General features: G+C 70.6%; 16 protein-coding genes. 14 read left to right on the top strand and 2 right to left on the bottom strand.

Features of this window, described 5'->3' with window-relative positions; all coding sequences use genetic code 11:
- From AC068D_RS06750 to AC068D_RS06715, 8 genes are all read left to right on the top strand, one after another.
- On the top strand, window positions 1-3,860 hold a 3,860-nt coding region (locus tag AC068D_RS06750; RefSeq protein WP_478821863.1), incomplete at its 5' end, for an Rne/Rng family ribonuclease.
- A gap of 332 nt (window positions 3,861-4,192) precedes the next feature.
- A complete protein-coding gene (locus AC068D_RS06745) occupies window positions 4,193-5,311 on the top strand; it encodes a DegT/DnrJ/EryC1/StrS family aminotransferase (protein ID WP_478821862.1) in 1,119 nt (372 codons plus the stop codon).
- Window positions 5,308-6,324 (top strand): Gfo/Idh/MocA family protein, encoded by a 1,017-nt coding sequence (locus tag AC068D_RS06740; protein ID WP_478821861.1) that lies wholly within the window; start codon window positions 5,308-5,310, stop codon window positions 6,322-6,324. The genes AC068D_RS06745 and AC068D_RS06740 overlap by 4 nt, the downstream gene beginning before the upstream one ends.
- A complete protein-coding gene (locus AC068D_RS06735; protein WP_478821860.1) occupies window positions 6,321-7,889 on the top strand; it encodes a glycosyltransferase family 4 protein in 1,569 nt (522 codons plus the stop codon). Before AC068D_RS06740 ends, AC068D_RS06735 begins: the two co-directional genes overlap by 4 nt.
- Window positions 7,873-9,504: a glycosyltransferase family 2 protein gene (locus tag AC068D_RS06730; protein WP_478821859.1), complete on the top strand. Its 1,632-nt coding sequence runs from the start codon at window positions 7,873-7,875 to the stop codon at window positions 9,502-9,504. The genes AC068D_RS06735 and AC068D_RS06730 overlap by 17 nt, the downstream gene beginning before the upstream one ends.
- A complete protein-coding gene (locus AC068D_RS06725) occupies window positions 9,501-10,784 on the top strand; it encodes a nucleotide sugar dehydrogenase (protein ID WP_478821858.1) in 1,284 nt (427 codons plus the stop codon). The genes AC068D_RS06730 and AC068D_RS06725 overlap by 4 nt, the downstream gene beginning before the upstream one ends.
- A gap of 123 nt (window positions 10,785-10,907) precedes the next feature.
- Entirely contained in the window at window positions 10,908-12,320 is a 1,413-nt protein-coding gene (locus AC068D_RS06720) for a glycosyltransferase (RefSeq protein WP_478821857.1), read from the top strand.
- A complete protein-coding gene (locus tag AC068D_RS06715) occupies window positions 12,317-14,461 on the top strand; it encodes a glycosyltransferase family protein (RefSeq protein ID WP_478821856.1) in 2,145 nt (714 codons plus the stop codon). The genes AC068D_RS06720 and AC068D_RS06715 overlap by 4 nt, the downstream gene beginning before the upstream one ends.
- A gap of 103 nt (window positions 14,462-14,564) precedes the next feature.
- Here AC068D_RS06715 and AC068D_RS06710 read toward each other — a convergent pair whose 3' ends face one another.
- Together AC068D_RS06710 and AC068D_RS06705 are read right to left on the bottom strand one after the other, a co-directional pair.
- Window positions 14,565-15,167 carry an acyltransferase gene (locus tag AC068D_RS06710; protein WP_478821855.1) on the bottom strand — a complete coding sequence of 201 codons (603 nt, stop codon included), beginning with the start codon at window positions 15,165-15,167 and terminating at the stop codon, window positions 14,565-14,567.
- A gap of 61 nt (window positions 15,168-15,228) precedes the next feature.
- Entirely contained in the window at window positions 15,229-17,127 is a 1,899-nt protein-coding gene (locus tag AC068D_RS06705) for a hypothetical protein (RefSeq protein ID WP_478821854.1), read from the bottom strand.
- A gap of 291 nt (window positions 17,128-17,418) precedes the next feature.
- Between AC068D_RS06705 and rplU the strand changes: the two genes are divergently transcribed.
- The 6 genes from rplU to AC068D_RS06675 all read left to right on the top strand — a co-directional run bounded on the left by rplU (window position 17,419) and on the right by AC068D_RS06675 (window position 25,866).
- Entirely contained in the window at window positions 17,419-17,739 is a 321-nt protein-coding gene (rplU, locus tag AC068D_RS06700) for a 50S ribosomal protein L21 (protein WP_317432731.1), read from the top strand.
- A 14-nt stretch (window positions 17,740-17,753) separates the two neighbouring features.
- Complete coding sequence (rpmA, locus tag AC068D_RS06695; RefSeq protein WP_478821853.1) at window positions 17,754-18,008, top strand: 50S ribosomal protein L27; 255 nt, start codon at window positions 17,754-17,756, stop codon at window positions 18,006-18,008.
- 117 nt (window positions 18,009-18,125) lie between these two features.
- Window positions 18,126-19,562 (top strand): GTPase ObgE, encoded by a 1,437-nt coding sequence (gene obgE, locus AC068D_RS06690; RefSeq protein WP_478821852.1) that lies wholly within the window; start codon window positions 18,126-18,128, stop codon window positions 19,560-19,562.
- A 151-nt stretch (window positions 19,563-19,713) separates the two neighbouring features.
- The gene (locus AC068D_RS06685) at window positions 19,714-21,786 is read left to right on the top strand and encodes a glycosyltransferase family 4 protein (protein ID WP_478821851.1); all 2,073 of its coding nucleotides are present in this window, start codon (window positions 19,714-19,716) and stop codon (window positions 21,784-21,786) included.
- A 296-nt stretch (window positions 21,787-22,082) separates the two neighbouring features.
- Window positions 22,083-23,582: an SDR family NAD(P)-dependent oxidoreductase gene (locus tag AC068D_RS06680; RefSeq protein WP_478821850.1), complete on the top strand. Its 1,500-nt coding sequence runs from the start codon at window positions 22,083-22,085 to the stop codon at window positions 23,580-23,582.
- Between the two features lie 130 nt (window positions 23,583-23,712).
- A complete protein-coding gene (locus AC068D_RS06675) occupies window positions 23,713-25,866 on the top strand; it encodes a hypothetical protein (RefSeq protein ID WP_478821849.1) in 2,154 nt (717 codons plus the stop codon).
- Window positions 25,867-25,868 lie beyond the last annotated feature (2 nt).

The raw sequence follows: 25,868 nt of genomic DNA, 5'->3' as shown, positions 1-25,868 counted from the left end.
CTGCGGGTTCGCCGGCCCCTGTCGAGGTTGTGGCCGAGTCCGCTGCTGTGCCGGCCGGTGAGGCTGTCGTGGCTGGGCAGGCTCCGGCCGCTGAGGAGGAGGCGCCCGCGCCGCGTACGCGTCGTCGGGCTGCTCGTAAGGCGACCGCGCCTGCGGGTTCGCCGGCCCCTGTCGAGGTTGTGGCCGAGTCCGCTGCTGTGCCGGCCGGTGAGGCTGTCGTGGCTGGGCAGGCTCCGGCCGCTGAGGAAGAGGCGCCCGCGCCGCGTACGCGTCGTCGGGCTGCTCGTAAGGCGACCGCGCCCGCGGGTTCGCCGGCCCCTGTGGAGGCGGCCGAGGCCGTGACCACCGCCGAGCCGGTGACCGTCGGTGCCGACGAAGACATTGAGGAAGGTGCCGTGAGCGAGACCGCCGCGGAGACCGAGAACGCCGCCGAGGAGCGCGCACCGCGTACCCGGCGTCGTGCCACCCGACGGGCCACCGCCCCTGCCGGTGCACCGCAGACCGCCGAGGGCGCCGTTGCCGAGACCCCGGCAGTGGCCGATGAGGAGACCGCCCCCACCGGGGACACCGAGGAGGCACCGCGCGGGCGTACCCGGCGTCGTGCCACCCGACGGGCCACCGCTCCGGCCGGTGCGCCGGAGGCCGCTGAACCGGCCGCCGAGGCCGAGGCCGAGGCCGAATCCGCGCCCGTGCCCGAGGAGGCCCCCACCGGCGGGCGTACCCGCCGGCGCGCCACCCGACGGGCCAGCGCGCCCGCCGGTGCACCGAAGGGTGCCCCGGAGGACGAGACCACGGCGGGCGAGGGCCTGCCCGCGGACACTGTCGCGCAGATCGCCGCGGAGGAGGCCGGGGTCGAGGCCGCCGAGCGCGCGGCCTCCCGCGGCCGTGCACCCCGCCGGACCGCCGCGCCGAAGTTCACCGCCGAGCCCGAGCAGCCCGAGCGCGGCCGCCGGGCCGCCAGGCCGGCCGTGGCCGTGTTCCAGGCACCGGTGTTCACCGAGCCGATGTTCCAGACGCCGGAGACCGCTGCGGCCGCGGCCGCAGCCGAGGCTGCGGGGCTTGCCGAGGAGGAAGAGGCCGAGCGCCCCGCGCCCGCCGAGGAGACCGGCTCGCGCCGCCGTCGCCGTCGCCGCGGCGAGGCCCCGGAGGCGGCCCCCGAAGTCGCTGAGGTCGCCGAGGCTCCCGAGGCCGCGGTCGAGGAGCCGGCGGAGGAGGCCGAGACCGAGGCCGAGGAGGCCGACGAGTACGGCGAGGACCGGCCTTCGCGCCGCCGTCGCCGTGGTGGCCGCCGTCGTCGTCGTGGTGAGGCCGCCGAGGCGGAGGAGGCCGAGGCTGCCGACGAGGCCGAGCAGGCCGCGGACGAGGCGGAGGAGGAGCCCGAGGACGAGGAGGAGTCCGAGGGCGGTACGCCGTCCGCCGCCGGCACCAGCAGCAGCCGCCGTCGTCGTCGGCGGCGCCGCCGCAGCGGTGAGGGCGCCGATGTCGAGCCCGACGCCGACGAGCCGGAGCGCACGGTCGTCAAGATCCGCGAGCCCAGGGAACGGCGTGCGAAGGAGGCGGAGCCGTCCGACGAGGTGCAGTCCATCAAGGGCTCGACCCGTCTCGAGGCGAAGAAGCAGCGGCGCCGTGAGGGCCGTGAGCAGGGCCGCCGCCGGGTGCCGATCATCACCGAGGCGGAGTTCCTGGCGCGCCGCGAGGCCGTCGAGCGTGTGATGGTCGTCCGGCAGAACGGCGACCGCACCCAGATCGGCGTCCTCGAGGACAACGTGCTCGTCGAGCACTACGTCAACAAGGAGCAGTCGAGTTCGTACGTCGGCAACGTCTACCTGGGCAAGGTGCAGAACGTCCTGCCGTCCATGGAGGCCGCCTTCGTCGACATCGGCAAGGGCCGCAACGCCGTCCTGTACGCCGGTGAGGTCAACTTCGAGGCGCTCGGCCTGGCCAACGGCCCGCGCCGCATCGAGTCCGCCCTGAAGTCCGGCCAGTCCGTTCTCGTCCAGGTCACCAAGGACCCGATCGGCCACAAGGGTGCCCGGCTGACCAGCCAGGTCTCCCTCCCCGGCCGTTACCTGGTGTACGTGCCCGAGGGCTCGATGACCGGAATCAGCCGCAAGCTGCCCGACACCGAGCGTGCCCGGCTGAAGACCATCCTCAAGAAGATCGTCCCCGAGGACGCGGGCGTCATCGTGCGCACCGCGGCGGAGGGCGCGAGCGAGGACGAGCTGCGCCGTGATGTCGAGAGGCTCCAGGCGCAGTGGGAGGAGATCCAGAAGAAGGCGAAGAACGGGAACGCCCCGACCCTTCTCTACGGCGAGCCGGACATGACCGTCCGAGTGGTGCGCGACATCTTCAACGAGGACTTCTCGAAGGTCATCGTCAGCGGTGACGAGGCATGGGAGACCATCCACGGCTACGTCTCGCACGTCGCACCCGATCTGGCGGACCGGCTGAACCGCTGGACCTCCGAGACCGATGTCTTCGCGACGTACCGGATCGACGAGCAGCTGATGAAGGCGCTGGACCGCAAGGTCTGGCTGCCGTCCGGCGGTTCGCTGGTGATCGACAAGACCGAGGCGATGATCGTCGTCGACGTCAACACCGGCAAGTTCACCGGCCAGGGCGGCAACCTCGAGGAGACCGTCACCAGGAACAACCTGGAGGCGGCCGAGGAGATCGTCCGTCAGCTGCGACTGCGTGACCTGGGCGGCATCGTCGTCATCGACTTCATCGACATGGTGCTCGAGTCCAACCGGGACCTGGTGCTGCGGCGGCTGCTGGAGTGCCTGGGCCGAGACCGCACGAAGCACCAGGTCGCCGAGGTCACCTCGCTGGGACTGGTGCAGATGACCCGCAAGCGGGTCGGCCAGGGTCTGCTGGAGTCGTTCTCGGAGACCTGTGTCCACTGCAACGGCCGTGGCGTGATCGTGCACATGGAACAGCCCGCGACCGTCGGCGGCGGCGGTGGCGGCAAGCGCGGCAAGAAGCGTGGCCGCGGCGGCGCCGAGCACATCCACGAGCATGAGGCGGTGACCGAGGAGACCGAGGCCGAGGTCGCGGCGGAGGCCGCGGCGCCCACCGCCCTGCCCGAGCCCGCCTTCGCCCCGGACGAGGAGCTGTACGGCAGCGCCGCGGAGGCCGAGGCCGCCGCGACGCGGGGTCGTGGCCGCCGCCGGGCCACCCGTAAGGCGACCGCCCCGGCGGGTGCGCCGAAGCAGGCCGCCGAGCCGGTGCAGGCCGAGCCCGTACAGGCCGAGCCGGAGCCGGTGAGGGCAGCCGTCGAGGCCCCGGCCGCCGTGGCCGACACCGAGCCGGCCGAGGCCGAGGCCGCCCCGAAGGGCCGCACCCGCCGCCGGGCCACCCGTAAGGCGACGGCCCCGGCCGGCTCGCCGAAGGGGACGGAGGCCGCGGAAGCGGCCGCCGAGATCGTGGCCCCCGCTGCTGCGGCTCCGGAGCCCGAGGCTCCCGCCGTCGAGGCCCCGGCCGCCGCGCCGGAGGAGTCCGTCGCCGCTCCGGCACGGCCCCGCCGGCGGGTGACCCGCAAGGTCACCGCCCCCGCGGGCTCGCCGTCGGGCGCGGAGGACGCCGCGGTCGTCGTGGTCAGTGCCCCGGCTTCCGTCACGGACGAGGCGCAGGCCGAGCCCGAGACGGCCGAGGCCCCGGCCAAGAAGGCGGCCCGCAAGACCGCCAAGAAGGCCACGGCGAAGAAGGCCGCCACCAAGAAGACGGCGGCCAAGAAGACCGTGGCGAAGAAGACGACCGCCAAGAAGGCCACCAAGGCGGCCGCCAAGAAGACCGTCGCCGCGGAACAGCAGACGCTGCCCTCCGTGACGGCGTCGGCGGACGCTTCGGTGGAAAGCTGAACAGCTGATGACTGATGGCTAAACGTTCGCGTCCCGTCGCTCATGATCGAGTGACGGGACGCGGCGTTTGTAGCGCAATTGATGCCTGGCGCCGTTAACGGCCCAGAAATTGACTAGGAAATCCCTGATAATGTGACGGCGGTCGTTGCCGTGTCGGGGCCCCGCCCAGAGACTACGGTCGGTGACCGGCCCGGTTAAGGGACAGACCGGTCCCAGCAATTCCTCGGTAGGGCGTCGGCCATCGCGCCGGAGGGGTACGCGCGGCCCACAGGACGCCCGCAGCCCCGGACCTCTGCCACATAGAGCTCTTGCGGTGTTCAAGGAGGACGTCCATGCCGAGCAGCAACGAGCAGCCCATCCCCGCTGCCCGCCCGGTCATCGGTGAAGAAGAGATCGAAGCAGCCGTACGCGTACTGCGCAGCGGCCGGGTCGTGCAGGGCCCCGAGGTGGCCGCTTTCGAGGAGGGCTTCTCGGAGCTCGTGGAGGGGCGCCACTGCGTGGCCGTCAACTCCGGTACCTCCGCGCTGCACCTCCTTCTGATGGCTTTGAACATCGGCCCGGGTGACGAGGTGATCGTCCCCTCGTTCTCCTTCGCAGCCTCCGCCAACGCGGTCCGCCTGGTCGGTGCCGACGTCGTCTTCGCCGACATCGAGGCGGACACCTTCTGCCTCGACCCGGCCGCCGTCGAGGCAGCGATCACTCCGCGGACCGCCGCGATCATGCCGGTGCATCTGTACGGCCACCCGGCCGCGATGGACAAGATCATGGCCATCGCCGACAAGCACAAGCTCGCCGTCGTGGAGGACGCCTGCCAGGCGCACGCGGCCGCGCTGAACGGCACCCCGGTCGGCGCCTTCGGCGCCGGTGGCACGTTCAGCTTCTACCCGACCAAGAACATGCACAGCCTCGAGGGCGGCATGATCTCCGCGGCCGACGCCGAGGTCGCCCGCACCCTGCGCCTGCTGCGCAACCAGGGCATGGAGCAGCGCTACGCGAACGAGATCGTCGGCGCCAACATGCGCATGACGGACGTCGCCGCGGCCGTCGGCCGGGTGCAGCTGGCCAAGCTGGGCGGCTGGACCGAGCAGCGCATCGCGAACGCCGCGTACCTGACGCAGAACATCACCACGGACAGCGTGGTCACCCCGGTCGTCGCCGAGGGCGCGCGCCACATCTACCACCAGTACACGATCCGCGTCCGCGGTGACCGTGACGCCGCCATGGCGAAGCTCACCGAGGCGGGCATCGGCAACGCCGTCTACTACCCGACCCCCATCCACCGGCTCAAGCCGTACTGGGAGCCGGACCAGAAGGCCGGCCGTGACTGGGACCTGCCGGAGACCGAGCGTGCGGCGGCCGAGGTCGTCTCGCTCCCCGTCCACCCCTCGCTGACCGAGAATGACCTTGAGCGCATCGTCACCGCTGTGAACGCGCTGGGAGAGAACCTGTGACTGCTGCTGGACTGCGGGCCGGGCTGATCGGCCTGGGCTCCATGGGACGCCACCACGCCCGCGTGCTGGCCGGGCTCGACGGCATCGAGCTCGTCGGCGTCGTCGACCCGATGGGGGACAAGAACGGCTGGGCGCAGGGTGCCCCCGTGCTGTCCACCGTCGAGGAGCTGATCGCGCTCGGCATCGACTACGCAGTCGTCGCCTGCCCGACCGCTCTGCACGAGGAGGTCGGTCTGCAGCTGGCCGAGGCCGGGATCGGCGCGCTCATCGAGAAGCCGGTCGCGGACACGGTCGCGGGCGCCCGCCGCCTCGTCGATGCCTTCGAGTCGCGCGGCCTGGTGGCCGGCGTCGGCCACATCGAGCGCTGCAACCCGGCGCTGCGGTCCCTGCGTGCACGCCTGGAGTCGGGCGAGCTGGGCGACGTCTTCCAGGTCGTCACCCGCCGCCAGGGTCCCTTCCCGCACCGCATCGCGGACGTCGGCGTGGTCAAGGACCTCGCCACCCACGACATCGACCTCACGGCCTGGGTCACCGGCCGTGAGTACACGTCGATCGCGGCGCACACGGTCTCCAAGTCCGGCCGCCCGCACGAGGACATGGTCTCCGCCATCGGCCAGCTCTCCGACGGCACGATGGTCAGCCACCTCGTGAACTGGCTGAGCCCGCTCAAGGAGCGCTTCACCTCGGTGACCGGCGAGCGCGGCTGCTTCATCGCCGACACGCTCACCGCCGACCTCACCTTCTACTCGAACGCCGCCGTGGCCACCGAGTGGGAGGCCCTCCAGGCGTTCCGCGGTGTCTCCGAGGGCGACATGATCCGCTACGCCATCCCGAAGCGGGAGCCGCTCCTCGTCGAGCACGAGCTGTTCCGGGACGCCGTCCTCGGCAAGTCGCAGGACATCTGCACGCTGCGCCAGGGGCTGCGGACCGTAGAGGTCGCCGCGGCCGTCATCGAATCCGCGAACACCGGCACCACGGTGAAGCTCGAGAGCGGGGAACGCACGAGCTCATGACCGCCGTCAACACCGCCTGGCCCGGCCGCGGTACGCGCGGCCGGATCGTGATGCTCGTCGACAACAGCGTCCACGGTGACTCGCGCGTCCAGAAGGCCGCGGCGTCCGCCGCCGCGGCCGGCTGGGACGTGATCCTGCTCGGCAAGTACTCGGGCAAGGGCGAGGACACCTGGACGCTCGGTGATGCCGAGGTCCGGCTGATCCGTATGAATGCCAAGCTGTCCGTCAAGCCGAGGGATCTGCGGGGTGCGCCGCTGCGCCGTCCGCTCGCGTACAACTCGGACCGTACCCACGCCTTCCGGGTGCAGCAGGTCAAGGCGTGGCGCGCGGATCTGCGGGTCCGTACCGACGAGCTGCGGGCTGCCGGCAGCTCCGGGATCGGCGCCCAGGTCACCAAGGGCTGGCTGACCGTCCCCAAGGCCGCGTCCAGGGCGACGTCCAAGTGGGTGTCCCTGCGCGGCCGGGAGACCAGGAAGCTGGCGAAGATCAGGCGGACCCGCTCCGCGCCGCTGGACAAGCTCACCACGCGGTTCTGGCTCACCACCATGGGTGACCGGGCCTGGCGGCGGCTGGACCCGGGCGTGTGGGACTTCGAGCTGAACTTCGGGCCGGTGATCGACGCCCTCAAGCCCGATCTGATTCACGCCAACGACTTCCGGATGCTCGGCGTCGGCGCCCGCGCCATGCTGCGTGCCCGGGCCGCCGGGCGGAAGACCAAGCTGGTGTGGGACGCCCATGAGTTCCTGCCCGGCGTCCGCTCCTGGGCGAACCAGCGCAAGCTGCCCGCGATGGTGGGGTACGAGCGCGAGCACTCCAGGTACGCGGACGCGGTGATGACGGTCTCCGGCGGACTCGCCGATCTGCTCCAGAGGACGCACGGTCTGGCCGAGCGTCCGGCCGTCGTCCTCAACGCACCGGACGCCGAGGCGACCCAGAAGGTCATCGACGAGCCGGTGCCGGACATCCGCGAGCTGTGCGGCATCGGCCCGGATGTCCCGCTGCTGGTCTACAGCGGTCTGGCCGCCGCCCAGCGGGGCCTCGGCATCATGGTCGAGGGCCTTCCTCGGCTTCCGGACGCCCACGCGGTGTTCGTGTGCGGGGACCCGCAGGCCGCCTATGTCCGCGGGCTGCTCAAGCGTGCGGACGAGCTCGGCGTGGGCGACCGCGTCCACGCGGTGCCGTACGTGCCGCACTGGCAGGTCGTGCCGTTCCTGTCGGGTGCCGATGTCGGTGTCATCCCGATCCACCACTGGCCGAACCACGAGATTGCGCTGATCACCAAGTTCTTCGAGTACTCGCACGCGGGCCTGCCGCTCGTGGTGAGCGATGTGAAGACGATGGCGGAGGTCACCCGCGAGACCGGCCAGGGCGAGGTGTTCACCGCACAGGACACCGACGACTACGTACGCGCGGTCAAGGCCGTGCTCGCGGACCCGAAGAAGTACACCAAGGCGTACGAGAAGGAAGGCCTGCTCGAAGGCTGGACCTGGGAGGCCCAGGCCAAGGTTCTCGACGGCGTCTACACGAGACTTCTTCAGGGAGCAGGGGATGACCAGAACCCCTGATGTCACCGTCGTCGTCGCCGTCTACAACACGATGCCGTACCTCACCGAGTGCCTGAACTCCCTGGTGGGACAGACCATCGGACTGGACCGGCTCGAGGTCGTGGCCGTCGACGACGGCTCGACCGACGACAGCGGCCGGGAGCTCGACCGCTTCGCCGAGCGCTACCCCGGCACCGTGAAGGTGATCCACCAGGCCAACTCCGGCGGCCCGGCCGCGCCCAGCAACCGGGCCCTCGAGGTGGCCACGGGCCGTTACGTCTACTTCATCGGCTCCGACGACTACCTCGGCACGGAGGCGCTGGAGCGGCTGGTGGCCTGTGCCGACAAGCACGGCTCGGACGTCGTCGTCGGCAAGATGGTCGGCACGAACGGCCGCTACGTCCACCAGGCGCTCTACAAGAAGAGCGACCCGGACGTCAGCCTGTACGACTCGGCCCTGCCGTTCACGCTGGCCAACACCAAGCTGTTCCGCCGCGAGCTGGTCGAGCGATACAAACTGCGCTTCCCCGAGGACGTGCCGGTCGGCAGCGACCAGCCGTTCACCATCGAGGCGTGCGTACGGGCGGAGAAGATCTCGGTCCTCGCGGACTACACGTACTACTACGCGGTGAAGCGCGGCGACGCGAGCAACATCACCTACCGCGCCAACCATCTCTCCCGGCTGCACTGCACCGCCGAGATCATGAAGTTCACGGCCGGGCTCATCGAGGCGGGCCCCCAGCGCGACGCGGTCTTCAAACGCCACTTCACCTGGGAGCTCGCCAAGCTGGTCCAGGACGACTTCCCGGCCCTCGACCGCCGGACGCAGACCGAGGTCTGCGCCGGGATCGCCGCTCTCGCCGACGACTACTTCACCGAGCCGCTGCGCGACTCGATGGACGTCAAGCGGCGGGTCCGGATCGCGCTCGCGCAGCGCGGCGCCGTCACCGAGCTCGTCCGGGCCATCGAGGACGAGGCCGCCCACGGAGCGCCCCCGCTGCTGCTGGAGGACGGCCGCGCGTTCGTCCGCTACCCCGGCTTCCGGGATCCCGTCCTCGGCCTGCCCGACCGGCTCTACGAGGTCATCGGCGAGGCCGTGCCCAAGCAGCTCGCCGACGGCACCGGACTGGTCTCGGCCCAGTGGGAGCAGCTCGGCCAGGACCTGACGCTGGCCCTCGAGGTCCGCGTCCCCGTCACCGGCGAGACGGACCACGCTGTCATCCGGCTCGCGCCCAAGGCCATGCCGAAGAGCGCCGACAAGCCGGGGGCCCGCCGGTTGCCCGTCGGCACCGAACTCCCCGCCCCGGCAGGGGAACTGAGCCGCACCACGACCGACGACGGTACGGGGACGGTGCTCGCCGCGCGGATCCCCCTCAAGCCCGTCCGTGCCAAGCTCGGCGTCCGCGCCTATCTGGACGTGGCAGGCTCGACGTACGAGGTCCCGGTGCAAACCCTGGGCCTGCCGCTTCCCCTGGCGCGGCGCTGGCGCGAGAAGGTCCCGTACCGTGTCTCCGCCAACGCGAACGCCAAGGGACGGCTGGTGATCACCACGGCTCCGCTCTGGGAGTCCTCGTCCGGCGAGGGCAGCCGGCTGCGCCACTTGATGTCCCGTGTGAAGAGGAAACTGACCCGATGAATATCTGTGTAGTCGCGCTCGGCAAGATCGGGCTTCCGCTCGCCGTGCAGTTCGCCGCCAAGGGCCACAAGGTCATCGGCGCCGATGTGAACGAGAAGGTCGTGGAGCTGGTCAATGCCGGCACCGAGCCCTTCCCCGGCGAGCACGACCTGGACGTCAAGCTGAAGCAGGCCGTCGACGCCGGGCTGCTGTCCGCCACCACCGACACCGCCGCGGCCGTCGCCCGGTCCGAGGCCGTCGTGGTCGTCGTCCCGCTGTTCGTGGACGCCGAGGGCACCCCGGACTTCGGCTGGATGGACTCCGCCACCAAGGCGATCGCCAAGGGCCTCAAGCCGGGCACCCTCGTCTCGTACGAGACCACCCTGCCGGTCGGCACCACCCGTACCCGCTGGGCGCCGATGCTGGAGGAGGGCTCCGGCCTCACCGCCGGTGAGGACTTCCACCTGGTGTTCTCCCCGGAGCGCGTCCTCACCGGCCGTGTCTTCGCGGACCTGCGCCGCTACCCGAAGCTCGTCGGCGGCATCGACGAGGCCTCGGCGAAGCACGGTGTGGAGTTCTACGAGCAGGTCCTCGACTTCGACGAGCGCACCGACCTGCCCCGCCCCAACGGCGTCTGGGACCTGGGCACCGCCGAGGCGTCCGAGCTCGCCAAGCTCGCCGAGACGACCTACCGCGATGTCAACATCGGCCTGGCGAACCAGTTCGCGCGGTTCGCCGACAAGAACGACATCGACGTCAAGAAGGTCATCGAGGCCTGCAACTCGCAGCCCTACAGCCACATCCACCAGCCCGGCATCGCCGTCGGCGGCCACTGCATCCCGATCTACCCGCGGATGTACCTGTGGAACGACCCGGAGGCGACCGTCGTGAGGTCCGCCCGCGAGGCCAACGCCGCCATGCCGGAGTACGCCGTCGACCTGCTGGCCGCCGCCTACGGTGACCTCAAGGACGTGAACGTGCTGGTGCTGGGCGCGGCCTACCGCGGTGGTGTCAAGGAGACCGCCTTCTCCGGCGTGTTCCCGACCGTCGAGGCGCTGAAGGCGCGCGGCGCTGTGCCCTTCGTCTCGGACCCGATGTACACGGCCGAGGAGCTGGCCGCCCACGGCCTCACCCCCCACCAGGGCGAGAAGGTCACCGCGGCGATCCTCCAGGCCGATCACGCCGAGTACCGCGAGCTCGCGGCCTCCGATCTGCCGGACGTGACCGTGCTGGTCGACGGCCGCCGCACCACGGACCCGGCCCGCTGGGAGGGCGTCCGCCGCGTCGTCATCGGCGGCTGACGTAACGCAGCTCACGCGTGGGCGTCCCCGGGGTTCCGGGGGCGCCCACAGCCGTGCCGGAACCCTCGTCCGGCGGGACCGGCCGGAGCCGGGACTGGCGCCGCGTCATGCTAGCGTTCTGGGGTGTCTCCCACCCCTGCTACCCAGCACACAGAGGTCCGCCGTAACGACGGCGCACGCAGGCATGTGATCTACCTGGCAATCGGCTTTCCGCCGGCCGCGAAGAGCTGTGCCTATCGGATGACCGAGACGGCCAACCAGTTCATCGCCCAGGGCTGGGACGTCACTGTGGTGACCATCCAGCAGGAGTCCTGGGAGCGTGACTTCGGTCTCGACCACACCCTCTCCGAGCGGGTCGACCCGCGTGTTCGTGTGGTCGAACTGCCGCTCGTGCGCGAGGACCTCGAGACGGACCTCAGGAAGTTCTCCGAGAGCCGTGCGCTGAACCCCGGGAAGTGGATCGCGGACTACCGCCAGGCGGGCATGAGGGCGTTCCCCGAGCCGATCTACGGCGGCTGGCGCCACGACCTGGAGAAGGCCGTCCAGCGACTGCACAGGGAGAAGCGGGCCGACCTGGTGCTCGCCACCTGTGTCCCGTACGTGAACATGGCCGCCGCGCTCAAGCTCTGGGAGACCGAGCGCGTGCCGTACGCCATCGACTTCCGTGACGGCTGGTCGGTCGACGTCATCGACGGCGGTGAGGCCTTCGCCGCCGACTCGGTGTCCGGGAAGTGGGAGCGCAAGGTCCTCACCCACGCCGTGTCGCACTGGCTGGTCAACGACCCCATTGCCGACTGGTACCGCGAGCGCTACCCCGACCTCGCCCACAAGATCCATGTCGTCCGCAACGGGTACGACGAGGCCAGCGTGCCCGCCGGGACCCGTGTCCCGGACCCCGAGAAGGGCCTGGTCTTCGGTCACCTCGGAGTGGTGACCTCGCCCCCCAGGATCCTCAGGGCCGTGCTCGACGGCTGGCGCATCGCCCGCGAGCGGGACCCCATCGTGGCCCGCTCCAGTCTGGAGATCCGCGGCCAGATCGGCTCCGGCGCGCACCGCGAGGCGAACGCCCACATGGAGCTGATCCGGCAGTCCGCCGAGGACGCGGTGTTCTTCGGAGGCCCCGCGCCCAAGGCCGAGGTGCCCGAGATCTTCGCCTCCTGGGACGTGCTCCTCCTGATGATCATGGGCGGCAAGTACATGACATCGGGCAAGGTCTACGAGTACATGGCCACCGGCCTTCCGGTGATGTCCGCGCACAAGGTCGAGCACGACGCCACGACCGTGATGAACGGACACCCCCTGTGGACCGGCGCCTGCGGCTTCGAGCCCGAGAAGCTCGCCGATCTCTACTCCACCGCCGCGCGTATCGCGTTCGAGGCGACGGATGACGAGCGGGCCGCGGCGAAGGCGCACGCCGCTCAGTACGCACGAGCGGCCCAGATGGGCCCCGCAGTCCGCAAACTGACGGAACTGGTGACGTCCGGACACACGTCCCCTTCCTCGCGGACCAATGATGTGGAGGGGCTCCCCGCATGACCGACGTTCTCCTGATCGCGGGCGGTGTGCCGCAGCCCGCGATCCTGAAGGCATCGCTGGACAAGTTCCGTGAGGCCGGCGCCACCGTCCGGCTGGCCGGTTTGTTCGAGACCGCGGACATCGACACCGACGGTCTCGACATCGCCGGCCTGCACTCCCTGCCCGAGGCGGGCGAGGCGCATGGCGAGAGGTTCGTGAAGGGCGCCCAGAAGGGCTCCGCGCTCAGCCGGACCTGGAAGTTCGTCCAGCGGGACCGGTGGGTGCGCTCCCAGGCGCGCAAGGCGGACGTACTCGTCGCCCTGGACCAGCCCGCGGTCTACTCCGTGTGGCGGCTTGCCCAGCGCAACCGGCGCGCCGACGCCGTCTTCGGCATCGCCCCCGCGCTCAAGGCGGTCGCGGACCGGCACGAGCGCCCCGGGCACTACGCGCTGCGCAACGTCTACCGCACCCTTCCGTCGCCCACCGTGGCCGCCCGGAGCGTCTCGCGCACGGCACGCCGCGGAGCGAACGGCGTCTACCAGAAGGCGACGTCGCCGCGCATCCTGCGCACTGCGGTCGGCGCCAAGGCATGGCGGGCCGTCGTGTCGGCCCCCCGCGTGCCCGACGGCGCCCGTGCCGTGCTGGCACACCGCGTCAGCCACAGCATGTCCAAGGGCGGCCGCAAGTCCGGTGCCTCGATCGTGCTGAACTCCGCCGCCGCCCGGGTCGCCGACAAGGCGCTCAAGGCGGATCTCCTCGCCGAGGCAGCCCGCAAGGACATCGCCCGCGGCCATGAGGACCCGAAGGCCCGGACCCAGGCCATCAGGGCACTGCTCGCCCTCGCCGACCAGCGTTACGCGAGCCACGACGCCAAGAACGCGGCGCACGCCCTGTCGTCGGCGCTGACGCTGGCCTTCCACCGGGCGCTGCACTTCGACGACCTGTCGTCACCGCTGAGCACGGACACCGCCGGCTTCATGGCGCCGTTCCGCGCGAGCAAGGCCTTCGCCGCGCTCTCGGAGCCCCGCGGCCGGGAACTGCCGGCCGCGACCGCGGTGCCGGCCGACCGGCCGCTGCGACTGCTGGTCACCACGTACTCCAACGCGAACTTCCTCCAGCCGATCATGGACCGGTACGCCGACCATCCCGGCGTCGAGGTCCGTTTCCTCGACCTCAAGGAGGACGAGGAGCTGCGCCCGCTCGCCAAGGGCGGCCAGCGGATGATGGAGTACCTGCTCGGCGGCCAGCGTGGCTTCGGCAACAAGGTCGAGGAGGCGCTCAGGCCCCACCTGGACTGGGCGGACACCGTCTTCGTCGACTGGGCCACCAACGCGGCCGCGCTGTTCACCATGATCGACCCGGGTACGACCCGGATCATCGTCCGGCTGCACAGCTACGAGGCCTGGACCTTCTGGCCGCACCTCGTCGACCGTACCCGCATCGACGACCTGGTCTTCGTCGGCGACCATCTGCGCGACCTGGCGACGGACATACTCCCGGACCTGCGCGAGCCCGGCGCCCCCCGGCTGCACGTGATCGCCAATGCGATGGACCTGGAGCGCTACCAGCGCCCCAAGACGAGCCAGGACGCCCGCTTCACGCTCGGTCTCGTCGGCGTGAGCGCCGTGGCGAAGGACCCGCGCTGGGCCCTGGATGTGCTGCGGGAGCTGCGTCGGCACGACAGCCGCTACCGCATGGTGATCGTGGGCGACGGACTCGACCGCAAGGCCAGTGCCGCCGCCCGCCGCTACGACAGCCTGCTCCGCGAGGACCTCGAGGAGCTGGAGGCCGAGGGCGCGGTCGAGCTGTACGGCCGGACGGAGGACGTGCCGGGCGCGCTCACCGGGATCGGCGTCATCCTCAGCAGCTCGGTTCGCGAGAGCTTCCACTGCGCCCTGGTCGAGGGCACGGTCAGCGGTGCGCTTCCGGTCGTCCGGGACTGGCCCTTCTTCGCGGGCAAGGAGAACGGCGCCCGGACGCTGTACCCGGCGGACTGGATCGTCACGACGCCCACGGAGGCGGCGGAGCGGATCCTCGAGTGGACCGGTTCGGAGGAGCGCTGGCGCGAGGCCGCCGCAGGTGCGGCCAAGCTGTCGCTCTCGACATGGGACTGGTCGGTCGTGAGCGCTGGGTTCGACAAGCTGCTGCTCGGCGACGCCTGAGCGTTCCGCCTGAGGAAAACATTCGGCCCCGCTCCACCCGTCGGTGGTGCGGGGCCGTGTCGTGGTCCGTGTCCGGGTGGCGACGTCGTGCCACCGGGCGGAACTACGCGGTGCGCTCGACGAGGATGCCGTCCTTCTCGTCGTGGAGGGTGCCGGTCTTCGGGCACTCCCACACACCGGGCTCGCCCTCGCGCTCGGTCAGACGGACGCCCGACCGGCCGACCCAGCCGATCTGCCGGGCCGGAACACCGACGACCAGCGCGAAGTCCGGTACGTCCTTGGTGACGACGGCACCCGCGGCGACCATCGCCCAGCGCCCGATACGCACCGGGGCGACGCACACCGAGCGCGCTCCGACGGAGGCACCGTCGGCGATCCTCACCCCGACCGCCTCCCAGTCGCCGCCGCGCTTCTGCTTGCCCTCGGGGTCGACGGAGCGCGGGTTGTGGTCGTTGGTGAGGACCACGGCGGGGCCGATGAAGACGCCGTCGCCGAGCTCGGCCGGCTCGTAGACCAGGGCGTAGTTCTGCAGCTTGCAGTTGTCTCCCATACGCACACCGGTACCGACGTAGGCGCCGCGGCCGATGACACAGCCCTCGCCGAGACGGGCACCCTCGCGGATCTGGGCGAGCTCCCACACGCTGCTGCCGTCACCGATCTCGGCGGTCTCGTCGACCTGGGCGGTGGGCTGGACCCTGTAGTTCACTTCTCTGCCTTCCGGTGTGTGGCTACGCCTCGCGAGCATACTGCCGGTCGCCGCTCCGGGGTCAGCCGCGCCGACGGCGGATGCGCTGCCTGCGCAGGCGCCGCTCCCGGCGGGCCGACGCGAGCTGGGCGCCGAAGTACAGGGCCACGAACGACACCAGGACGGACCGGAGTATGCCCTGCTGGGGGGACCGCCAGGCGAAGAACGCAGCCGAGGCGAAGAAGACGAACGCCACGATGCGCAGTGCCCACCAACGCCCGGGACGCGGGTCCGGGCCGGGGCCGGACTCGGACGTGAGCAGCCGGTCCGGGTCGTCGGCCATGGTGTCGCGCATGCCCGCGAGGAAGCCGCGGCGCTCCAGCAGCCGCACGCCCGGGACTCCGGCGAGCACGTCCGGGCGTTGACCGAAGCCGTCCGGGAGCGGGGGGAGGCCGAGCGCGGCGACGAGCTCCGCCTGACGGCGGGCCGCCGCTTCGCCGGAGCGCAGCAGACCGGTGAGCGGGCGCGGATCCTCGATCGCGAAGACCCGGGCGAGCCCGGCGGCGGTCGCGGCAGCGGCGTCGTGGTCGCCGACCGGGGCCGCCGGGTCCCACTCGTGCGCGACGACCTGTCTGCCCTTGTGGAGCAGGGTGAATCCGGCGCGCTCGCCGGTGCGGCGCAGCACCAGTGCGGACCATTTCTCGCCGGTGGTGAAGGTGTCCGCGGCTCCCGTGAGCCGGTCCCCGCCGATCAGCGTGGCCCGCTTTCCGGGGGACTCGTCGGGCGCGAGCGCCACATAGCTGGCCGAGCCTCCCGCCGGGGCGATCCATAGAGGGACGCCGCACATCAAGGCGGCCTCCGCGACCTTCGGGGGCGGGGCCGTCGCAATCGCCAGAAGGTGGACCGAGGGCCCGGCGGGCAGGGCGGACGAGGTACCGGTCACCGACTCCGGTGGCGTGGAGAAGAACGGGACACGGCTCGCTATCTGCATCCGTACACCCGTGCGGAACTCGAGGAACTCCGCGCGTGCGTCCCCGAAGTAGCCCCAGGGGGACGAGGTGGCATGCACGCCGATCGCCCGGAAGACGTCCAGGGCCTCCTCGTGGCGGCCGCCGAGAACCAGCATCAGGGCCAGCTTGTTGCGGAAGCCGGCGGCCTCCGGGTCCCCGTGCTCGTAGAACGAGGACAGTCCCAGGGCGCGGTCCACGGCGGCGGCGATCCGCGACCTGTCGATCGGCCCGTCCTCGGTGCCGTCGGCGACGATGTCGTACTCGACGGCGGCCTCGAGCGGCAGTGCGCGCAGCCGGGAGCCGGGCAGCGCCGCATCGGCCGCGAGCTCGGCGAACGCGAACATCTCCTCGTGCGAGCCGTACCACTTGTCGCAGAGGTACTGCAGCGCCGTCGCGTGGCATCCGTAGTGGTGCGGGGAGCGGGCCGTGGCCTCGGCCCAGTACGCGTCGAAGACCTCGCGCGGTGCCTGGATGCCGCGGGCGTGGGTCAGGGCGATCTGCCAGGGCACCGGGTCGGCGGGGTTCAGTTCGGCCGCGGCCGAGATCACCGGCACGGCGTCCTCGAGCAGTGTGAAGAACGCCTGGAACTGGTCGCGGGACACATGCTTGGCGCGTGCCCCTGTGCGTATCGCCCACGCCCGGTCGATGCAGAGGTCGGCCTTGACCAGCATGGCGTCCGGATCGTCGGGGGACTCGGCGAGCCACGCGTCCAGCCAGCCCGGACTGTGCAGAGCGGACTCCGCGAGCACGCCCACCCAGGAGCTGCGGCGCTCCCACTCGGCGCCGAGCCGGGTTCCGGCGAGGAGTTCACGGGCGGGCCCGTGGTCACCGGTGGCCGCCGCGGCCACTGCCGCACGCAGCGGTGCGGGCCGGTCGTCGAGGAGCACGGCCTCGTCAGGGGGCAGGTCGCGGCCCACGACGGAACCGTGGCGCAGCAGGCGGGGCATGGTGATCAGGGAGCGCAGAGACACGAGCGCACATTCAACAGGCGGTGGCGGGCTTCCACCAGAGCGATCGGGCCGCCATGGGGAGGAAGCCGCGGCCCGATGCCGCCCCGGGGGAGGGGCGGGGCCCGGTTTGACCCCCTGAGGTCCGCCCCGTACCCTTGACCGTCGGCGTGTTTCCATGCGCGCCAGCTTCTGAGCACCTCCCTCCGGGTCCTCGACCCGGAGAGGCCGTCCATCCATTCGGACAGTTCGGGCCCCGGCCCGTGCGGACGGCTGGCATCAGGGGTTCCCGTTCCGAGCGAGAGAGAGATCCGCGTGTACGCCATCGTGCGCAGCGGTGGTCGCCAGCACAAGGTTGCTGTTGGTGACATCGTTGAGGTTGACAAGATTTCCACTGCCAAGGTTGGCGACACGGTCGAGCTCTCGACCCTGCTCGTTGTCGACGGCGACGCTGTGACCAGCGACCCGTGGGTGCTGGCCGGGATCAAGGTCCAGGCCGAGATCGTGGACCACCACAAGGGTGCCAAGATCGACATCCTGCGCTACAAGAACAAGACCGGCTACCGCCGTCGTCAGGGCCACCGCCAGCAGTACACGGCGATCAAGGTCACGGCGATCCCCACGGCTGCGAAGTAAGGGACTGAGGAGAGATGGCACACAAGAAGGGCGCATCGTCCACTCGGAACGGTCGCGACTCCAACGCTCAGCGGCTCGGCGTGAAGCGCTTCGGCGGTCAGGTCGTCAACGCCGGTGAGATCCTGGTCCGTCAGCGCGGCACCCACTTCCACCCGGGCGCGGGCGTCGGCCGTGGCGGCGACGACACGCTGTTCGCGCTGCAGGCCGGTGCGGTGCAGTTCGGCACCCACCGTGGCCGCAAGGTCGTGAACGTCGTTCCGGTCGCCTGATCCAGGTCCCGAAGAACGGTTCTTTCGCGAGGGCGGACCTCTCTTCCCCTTACGGGAAGCGGGTCCGCCCTTCGCGTGTTACGCAGTAGACATTCCGTACGTACTGGAGGCACAACCATGACCACCTTCGTGGACCGCGTCGAGCTGCATGTCGCCGCGGGTAACGGAGGCCACGGCTGCGCCTCCGTACACCGTGAGAAGTTCAAGCCCCTCGGCGGTCCCGACGGGGGCAACGGCGGCCGTGGCGGTGACGTCATCCTCACCGTCGACCAGTCGGTGACGACCCTGCTCGAGTACCACCACTCGCCGCACCGCAAGGCCACCAACGGCAAGCCGGGCGAGGGCGGGAACCGGTCCGGCAAGGACGGTCAGGATCTGGTGCTGGCGGTGCCGGACGGCACGGTCGTGCTGGACAAGCAGGGCAATGTGCTTGCCGACCTGGTCGGCCAGGGCACGACGTACGTCGCCGCGGACGGGGGCCGCGGTGGCCTCGGCAATGCGGCGCTCGCCTCGGCCCGCCGTAAGGCGCCCGGCTTCGCGCTGCTCGGTGAGCCCGGCCGTACGGGCGACATCGTGCTGGAGCTCAAGACCGTCGCGGACGTGGCCCTGGTCGGCTACCCGAGTGCGGGCAAGTCCTCCCTCATCTCCGTCCTGTCGGCAGCCAAGCCCAAGATCGCCGACTACCCCTTCACCACACTCGTGCCGAACCTGGGCGTCGTCACCGCGGGTTCCACGGTCTACACGATCGCCGACGTACCGGGTCTGATCCCGGGCGCCAGTCAGGGGCGGGGGCTCGGCCTCGAGTTCCTGCGGCATGTCGAGCGCTGCTCGGTGCTGGTGCATGTGCTGGACACGGCGACGCTGGAGTCCGACCGCGACCCGGCCTCCGACCTCGACATCATCGAGGAGGAGCTGAAGCAGTACGGCGGCCTGGACGACCGTCCTCGCGTCGTCGTCCTCAACAAGATCGACATTCCTGACGGCAAGGATCTCGCGGACATGATCCGCCCGGACCTGGAGGAGCGCGGCTATCGCGTCTTCGAGGTCTCGGCGGTCGCGCGCACGGGTCTGAAGGAGCTCTCCTTCGCCCTGGCCGACATCGTCGCCAAGGCGCGTGCGGCCAAGCCGAAGGAGGAGGCGACCCGGATCGTCATCCGTCCGAAGGCGGTCGACGACGCGGGCTTCACCGTCACCCAGGAGGAGGACGGCCTCTTCCGCGTGCGCGGCGAGAAGCCGGAGCGCTGGGTGCGCCAGACGGACTTCAACAACGACGAGGCCGTCGGCTATCTGGCGGACCGTCTGAACCGCCTCGGTGTCGAGGAGCAGCTGATGAAGGCGGGCGCCCGGGCGGGCGACGGCGTGGCCATCGGCCCGGAGGACAATGCGGTCGTCTTCGACTGGGAGCCCACGATGATGGCCGGTGCCGAGATGCTCGGACGCCGCGGTGAGGACCACCGCCTGGAGGCTCCGCGCCCCGCGGCCCAGCGCCGCAAGGACCGTGAGGCCGAGCGGGACGAGGCGCAGCGCGAGTTCGACGACTTCGACCCGTTCTAGGCCGGGCGGCGCACGAGCCGGAGACAACCGAAGAGCCTGGACAAAACGATCCGTTCAGATCCGTGTGGGGCACAACCTGTTACCCGCATTTCCCGTCTTCCACGCGGGGGTGGGGCTGCAAGGTGCCCCAGCAGAACTGAACGGAGCGTTGATGAAGGTCTCCTTCCTCATCCACACCATCTACGGCATCGGCGGCACCATCCGCACCACGCTCAACCTTGCGGAGGAACTCGCCGCCCGGCACGAGGTGGAGATCGTCTCCGTCTTCCGGCACCGCGACGAGCCGCTTTTCGCGATCGACCCCCGCATCACCGTCGTACCGCTCGTCGACACCCGTCCGTCCTCGCTGACGAACGAGAAGGAGCACCCGCTCGCGCTCAGGCCGGCCGGGCAATTCCCGGCCCACGAGGCTCGTTTCAAGGAGTACAGCGAGCTCACCGACGAGCGGGTGCGCGACCACTACGCCGCCTCCGACGCCGACGTGGTCATCGGAACCCGGCCAGGGCTGGTCGCCTATGCTGCCCGGTTTGCGCCGGATCGCGCCGTGCTCATCGGTCAGGAGCACATGACGCACAATCACCACAGGCCCGCGCTGCGCGCCGAGATGCGGGAACACCTCGCCGCCATGGACGCGTTCGTGACCGTCTCGGAGGGCGATGCGGCGGTGTGGCGGGAGCGGATGCCGCTGCCGGACACCCGGGTGCTGGCCATTCCCAACAGCGTGCCGGAGCCCACTGTTGCCCCGTCCGACCTCGGTGGGACGACGATCGTCGCGGCGGGGCGGCTGGCTTCGGAGAAGCAGTACGAGGTACTGATCGAGGCGTTCGGCAGGATCGCCCGCGAACGGCCCGAGTGGACCCTGCGCATCTGCGGCTGGGGAAAGCAGAAGGAACGCCTCCGCAGACGCATCGAGGAACTCGGTCTCCACAACCGCATCCAGCTCATGGGCCCGCGCTCGCCGATCGAGCCGGAATGGGTGAAGGGCGCGATCGCCGTGTCCACTTCCCGTCATGAGTCGTTCGGCATGACCCTCGTCGAAGCGATGCGCTGCGGGCTGCCCGTCATCAGCACCGACTGCGACTACGGGCCACGCGAGATCCTGGCGGACGGTGTCGACGGACTGCTGGTACCGGTGGGCGACACCGACGCCATCGCGGAGGCGCTGCTGCGTCTGATCGATGACGAGGGACTGCGCCGCCGGATGGGAGCCGCCGCACGCACGAACGCCCGGCGCTTCGACCCGGGGCCGGTGGCCAAGCAGTACGAGGAGCTCTTCGCCGAGCTGGGCGCGGGGTCCCGGCCGGGCGCCACGGCACACGGCGCGCCGCGGTCCGGCCGGACACCGGAGCCCGAGGAGGCCGCCCCGCTCGCGGACTGCGTCGCCGAGCCCGACGGCAGTGTGACCGTCACCCTGGTCACCCCTGGCGCGGCGGCCCTCGACCGGTCGGGACTGCGGCTGGTGTGCGAGCACGCCGGAGGAACCGCCGACGACCGGGTCTTCCCCTTTCGCGCCGACGGTACGGCCACCATCCCTGCGGACGCGGACTTCGCCGACGGCGGCTGGATCTGCCACACGGAGCAGCCCTCGTCGGGGCTCCGCACCGGCATCCTCGCCCGTGCGGTCGACCAGCGGGGTTCGATGACCGCCTCCGGCCGGATCCTGCCCGGCAGCGGTGTCCGTCATCTGGTCCCCTATATCCGTACGCCCACGAATCTGCTTGCGCTGCGCTCATGGGTGAGGCCCGTCCACGCCGAGGCCGGGGACATCGGCATCGCCGAGGGCGACATCACCGTCTCCGGGCGGTACTACGGGCCGGCGGAGGCCGGGGGCCCGGCCGGGCGGCCCGTCCTGCTGCTCCGCCGCCGGGGCGCGGAGCCGGCGGAGCTGGAGTTCACCGGTGACCGTGAGGGGACGCACGGATTCCGCTGCACCCTCAGCTGCCCCACCGTGGTCGAGCAGCGGCACGACGGGAAGGAACGCTGGGAGCTCTGGCTGCGGTACGCACCGGGGCGGGAGCCCGTCAGGATCGCCCGTGTCATCGACGATGTGGTGGTGAAGACCTCGGTCTTCACGTATCCGCCCGTGCTGCTCCAACGCCCCCGGTCGCTGCTGTTCCTGCGCCGGGCCCTGCGCAGGCTCCGCGGCCGCCAACAGCTGCTGATCTCCGCGAAGCTCGGGTACGACCAGCAGAACGCCCTGGTGCTCGACGTGGCGGACCGCTGATCCGCTGCGCCGCTGACCGCGTGGAACCGCGCCATTCCGTCGACCGCCGGAGGGGTGGGTTTTGCGGCCGCAGGACCGGGCGGGCCGCGGGAGCAGGATTCCGGCCGGAGCAGGCGGTACGGATGTGTGGCATCGATCACTCCGAAGGACCGGCGAACGGTAGCCAACACCCCTGGCCACTGGGTGAACGGACGGTTTCGGGACGGTGCGGACGCTGCCGTGACCGCCTTGCGGGACGGTCACGCAGAGTGCGACCATCACACCGTCCCCCAGTCAACGCAAGGTAGAGGTCGTCTGTGTCCGTGCCGCACCAAGCCAAGCCCCGCACCACAGCAGTCGTGCTCGCCGGTGGTACCGGCCAGCGCGTGGGACTTGCGATCCCGAAGCAGCTGCTGAAGATCGCCGGCAAGGCTGTCATCGAGCACACCCTGACGATCTTCGAGCAGGCCGAAGCCATCGACGATGTGATCGTGCTGATGGCGCCGGGTTTTGTACCCGACGTGGAGAAGATCGTCGCCAAGGCCGGGCTGACCAAGGTGACCAAGGTCATCGAGGGCGGCGCGACCCGGAACGAGACGACCGAGCGTGCCATCGCCGCCCTTGGCGAGGGCCTCGCGGACGGGGAGGACGCCAACGTTCTCTTCCATGACGCGGTGCGTCCGCTTCTGTCACAGCGAGTGATCGCCGACTGTGTGGAGGCCCTCGAGCGCTACCAGGCCGTCGATGTAGCCATCCCCTCCGCCGACACGATCATCGTGACCCGCACCCACGGCGAGGACGGCGAGTTCATCACCGACGTCCCGGACCGCTCCCGGCTCCGGCGCGGCCAGACCCCGCAGGCCTTCAAGCTCTCCACGATCCGCCGGGCGTACGAGATCGCCGCCGGCGACCCCAACTTCCAGGCCACGGACGACTGCAGCGTCGTGCTCAAATACCTGCCCGACGTGCCGATCTACGTCGTCGCGGGTGACGAGTACAACATGAAGGTCACCCAACCGGTCGACGTCTTCATCGCCGACAAGCTCTTCCAGCTGGCCTCCACGGCCGCCCCGCGCCAGGCCGACGAGGCCGCCTATCGCGAGCTGCTGGCCGGCAAGACCCTGGTCGTCTTCGGCGGCTCGTACGGCATCGGCGCGGACATCGCCGCCCTGGCCGAGCAGTACGGGGCCAAGGTCTACGCCCTGGGGCGCTCCACGACCGGCACCCACGTCGAGAACCCGGAGCACGTGGACGACGCGCTGTCGAAGGCGTACGCCGAGAGCGGCCGTATCGACTACGTCATCAACACGGCGGGCGTGCTGCGCATCGGCAAGCTCGCCGAGACCGACAATGCGACCATTCAGGAAGCGCTGAACGTCAATTACCTGGCACCCGTCCAGATTGCGCGTGCATCGTACAAGTATCTGGCCGAGACAAAGGGGCAGCTGCTCCTCTACACCTCTTCCAGCTACACCCGTGGGCGCGCCGAGTACAGCCTTTACTCGTCCACCAAGGCGGCCATGGTGAATCTCACCCAGGCTCTCGCCGACGAATGGGCGGCCGAGGGAATCCGTGTGAATTGCGTCAACCCGGAGCGCACCGCGACCCCCATGCGTACCAAGGCGTTCGGCCAGGAGCCGGCGGGCTCGCTGCTGTCCTCCGAGGCCGTGGCCCGGACCTCGCTGGACGTGCTGCTCTCCGAGCTGACCGGCCATGTCATCGACGTGCGGCAGCAGGACCCGACCCGCGAGGCCAGCGAGGCCTCCGGGTTCGAGCAGGCGCTGGCGTCCGTTCTTGACCGCCAGGAGGATGTGTAATAATTCTCGATCAATCGACAATTCGGGCCTCTGGAATCGCGTCGCGATACAGAGGCCCGAGTTCGTGAAGGCCAGCCTTCACAATTTCTTGCAAACGTGAACCAACCGGCACCTTTGGAGCAGGTTCTTCGTGATTTCGACCGCCATTCGCCTGGCACGCGTGGGCAGCCGGTCAGAACTGGCCGCAGCAGTCCTGATGGGACTGGGCTACCCGTGTGTGATGATCGCCGCGCTGATCCCGAGCATCTGGATGTTCGCGGCGGCCGCAGCCGTGACCTATGCCGCCGACTGGTACCTGCATCAGCGTGGCAGCTATCTGGTCAACCGGCTCAACAAGGTCCGGGCCGGTCTGCCGATCCGCTTCCTGCTCCGCCAGCTTCTCCTCATCCTTCTGCTGGCCCGCGAAGGCCTCGCCGAGCAGCCACTGTTCTATGCAGCGGTCGCCTGCTTCCTGCTCTTCTACGGCCTCCAGGCCCCGCACGGCGCACTGACCACCCTGATCCGTCTGCGCCGGGTCATGCCGGTCGTCACGCGCAACGTCGACCTCCATGCCGTACGCATCCCGGACGCCCCGCCGCGCGCGCTGCTGCGCCGCTCCGGCGAGAAGATGCTGCACCTCGACATCCCGGCGACGGCGGGCGTCCTGATCGCCGCCGCCACCGGTCAGTACCTCGTCGGGTACATCGGCACCGCCGTCAGCATCGGACTCGGCCTGCTCTACACGGCCGCTCTGGTGCCGTATCTGCGCCGCACGCGACGCGTGCCGTCCGCCCCCGCCGTGCTCAAGGCGGTGCAGAAGTGGCTGGGCGAGTACCAGCCCACCGTCGCCCTGTACTTCTCCGGCTCCGAGGACTCGGCGTACCAGGTCAACATGTGGCTGGAGACGATGGAGCAGCTCGAGGGCCGGCCGGTCGTCATCATGCGTGAGCGCGGTCTCGTCGCGAAGCTCAACGAGACCTCCGTGCCCGTGCTCTGTGTCCCGGGCGGCCAGCACCTGATGGCGATGAAACTCGACACGATCCGGGTCACGCTCTATCCGGCCAACGTCGGCAAGAACATCCACATGCTGCGCGTGCCGACCATGAAGCACGTCTTCATCGGCCACGGCGACAGCGACAAGCTCGCCAGCGTCAACCCCTACTCCAAGGTGTACGACGAGGTGTGGACCGCGGGCCGGGCCGGCCGCGACCGGTATGCGCTCGCCGATGTCGGTGTCCGTGACGAGGACATCGTCGAGGTGGGCCGTCCCCAGCTCGCACCCATCGAGACCTGGACCGGGGCGCCCAAGAACCCCATCCCGACCATTCTGTACGCCCCGACCTGGGAGGGCTGGGACAACAACCCCGGCAACACCTCTCTGCTGCTCGCCGGCGAGAACATCGTCCGGCTTCTCCTCGAGGCCGAGCGGCCGGTGCGGGTCATCTACAAACCGCACCCCTTCACCGGCATCCGCAACAAGAAGGCCCTGGCCGTCCACGAGCGGATCACCGCGATGGTGCGGAAGGCCGCCGCCGAGCGGGCCGCAGATCCCCGCTGGGCCGCGGATGCCGGTGCCGAGGAGGCCGGGCACGCCGCCGCACGTGCCGAGCTGGTCCGTATCGAGGCACGGCTCGCCGAGCTGACCAAGCCCGGTCGCGCCGGCGGCGACGAGTCGGAGGAGTCGCGGGTCTCGCTCGCCGACCCCCAGCGGCTCGCCGAGATCAAGGCGCTGCGGGCGTCGTGGAACGACGCGTACTGGCGTTCCTCGGGCTGGTGGCAGCACAAGATCGTCACGGGCTCCGAGCCCAAGCTCTACGACTGCTTCAACGAGTCCGACGCCATGGTCTCCGACATCTCCAGCGTCGTCTCGGACTTCATCGCGAGCGGTAAGCCGTACGCCGTGACGGACTCCGCGGAGCTGGGCGTGGAGGAGTTCAAGCGCCAGAACACGGCCGTACGGGCCGCGGTCATCCTCTCCAACAGCGCCGAGGAGCTCGACCGGCTCCTCGCCGCCGTCGCCGACCCGGCCGCCGACACCCTGTCGAACGCGCGTGCCGAGCTGAAGAAGTATCTGCTCGGGCCCGACGAGCCCACGTCCATCGAGCAGTTCGACGCGGCCGTACAGACGCTGGCGGCCAAGGCCGAGTTCCGCAACGCCGGTGTGCAGCAGCGCATCGGGGAGCAGGCGATCGGGGAGCTCGACCGGGAGTCGGACGCCGACAACGGTGGCCTCGAGGCCAATGGCGCCGAGGACAAGGGCAGGGAGACGAACGGCGCGGAGGCGACGACCACGGCCTCCCGCTGACC

The sequence above is a fragment of the Streptomyces sp. NPDC043861 genome (assembly GCF_056435905.1).
This window is presented reverse-complemented; position numbering and strand designations above follow the sequence as displayed.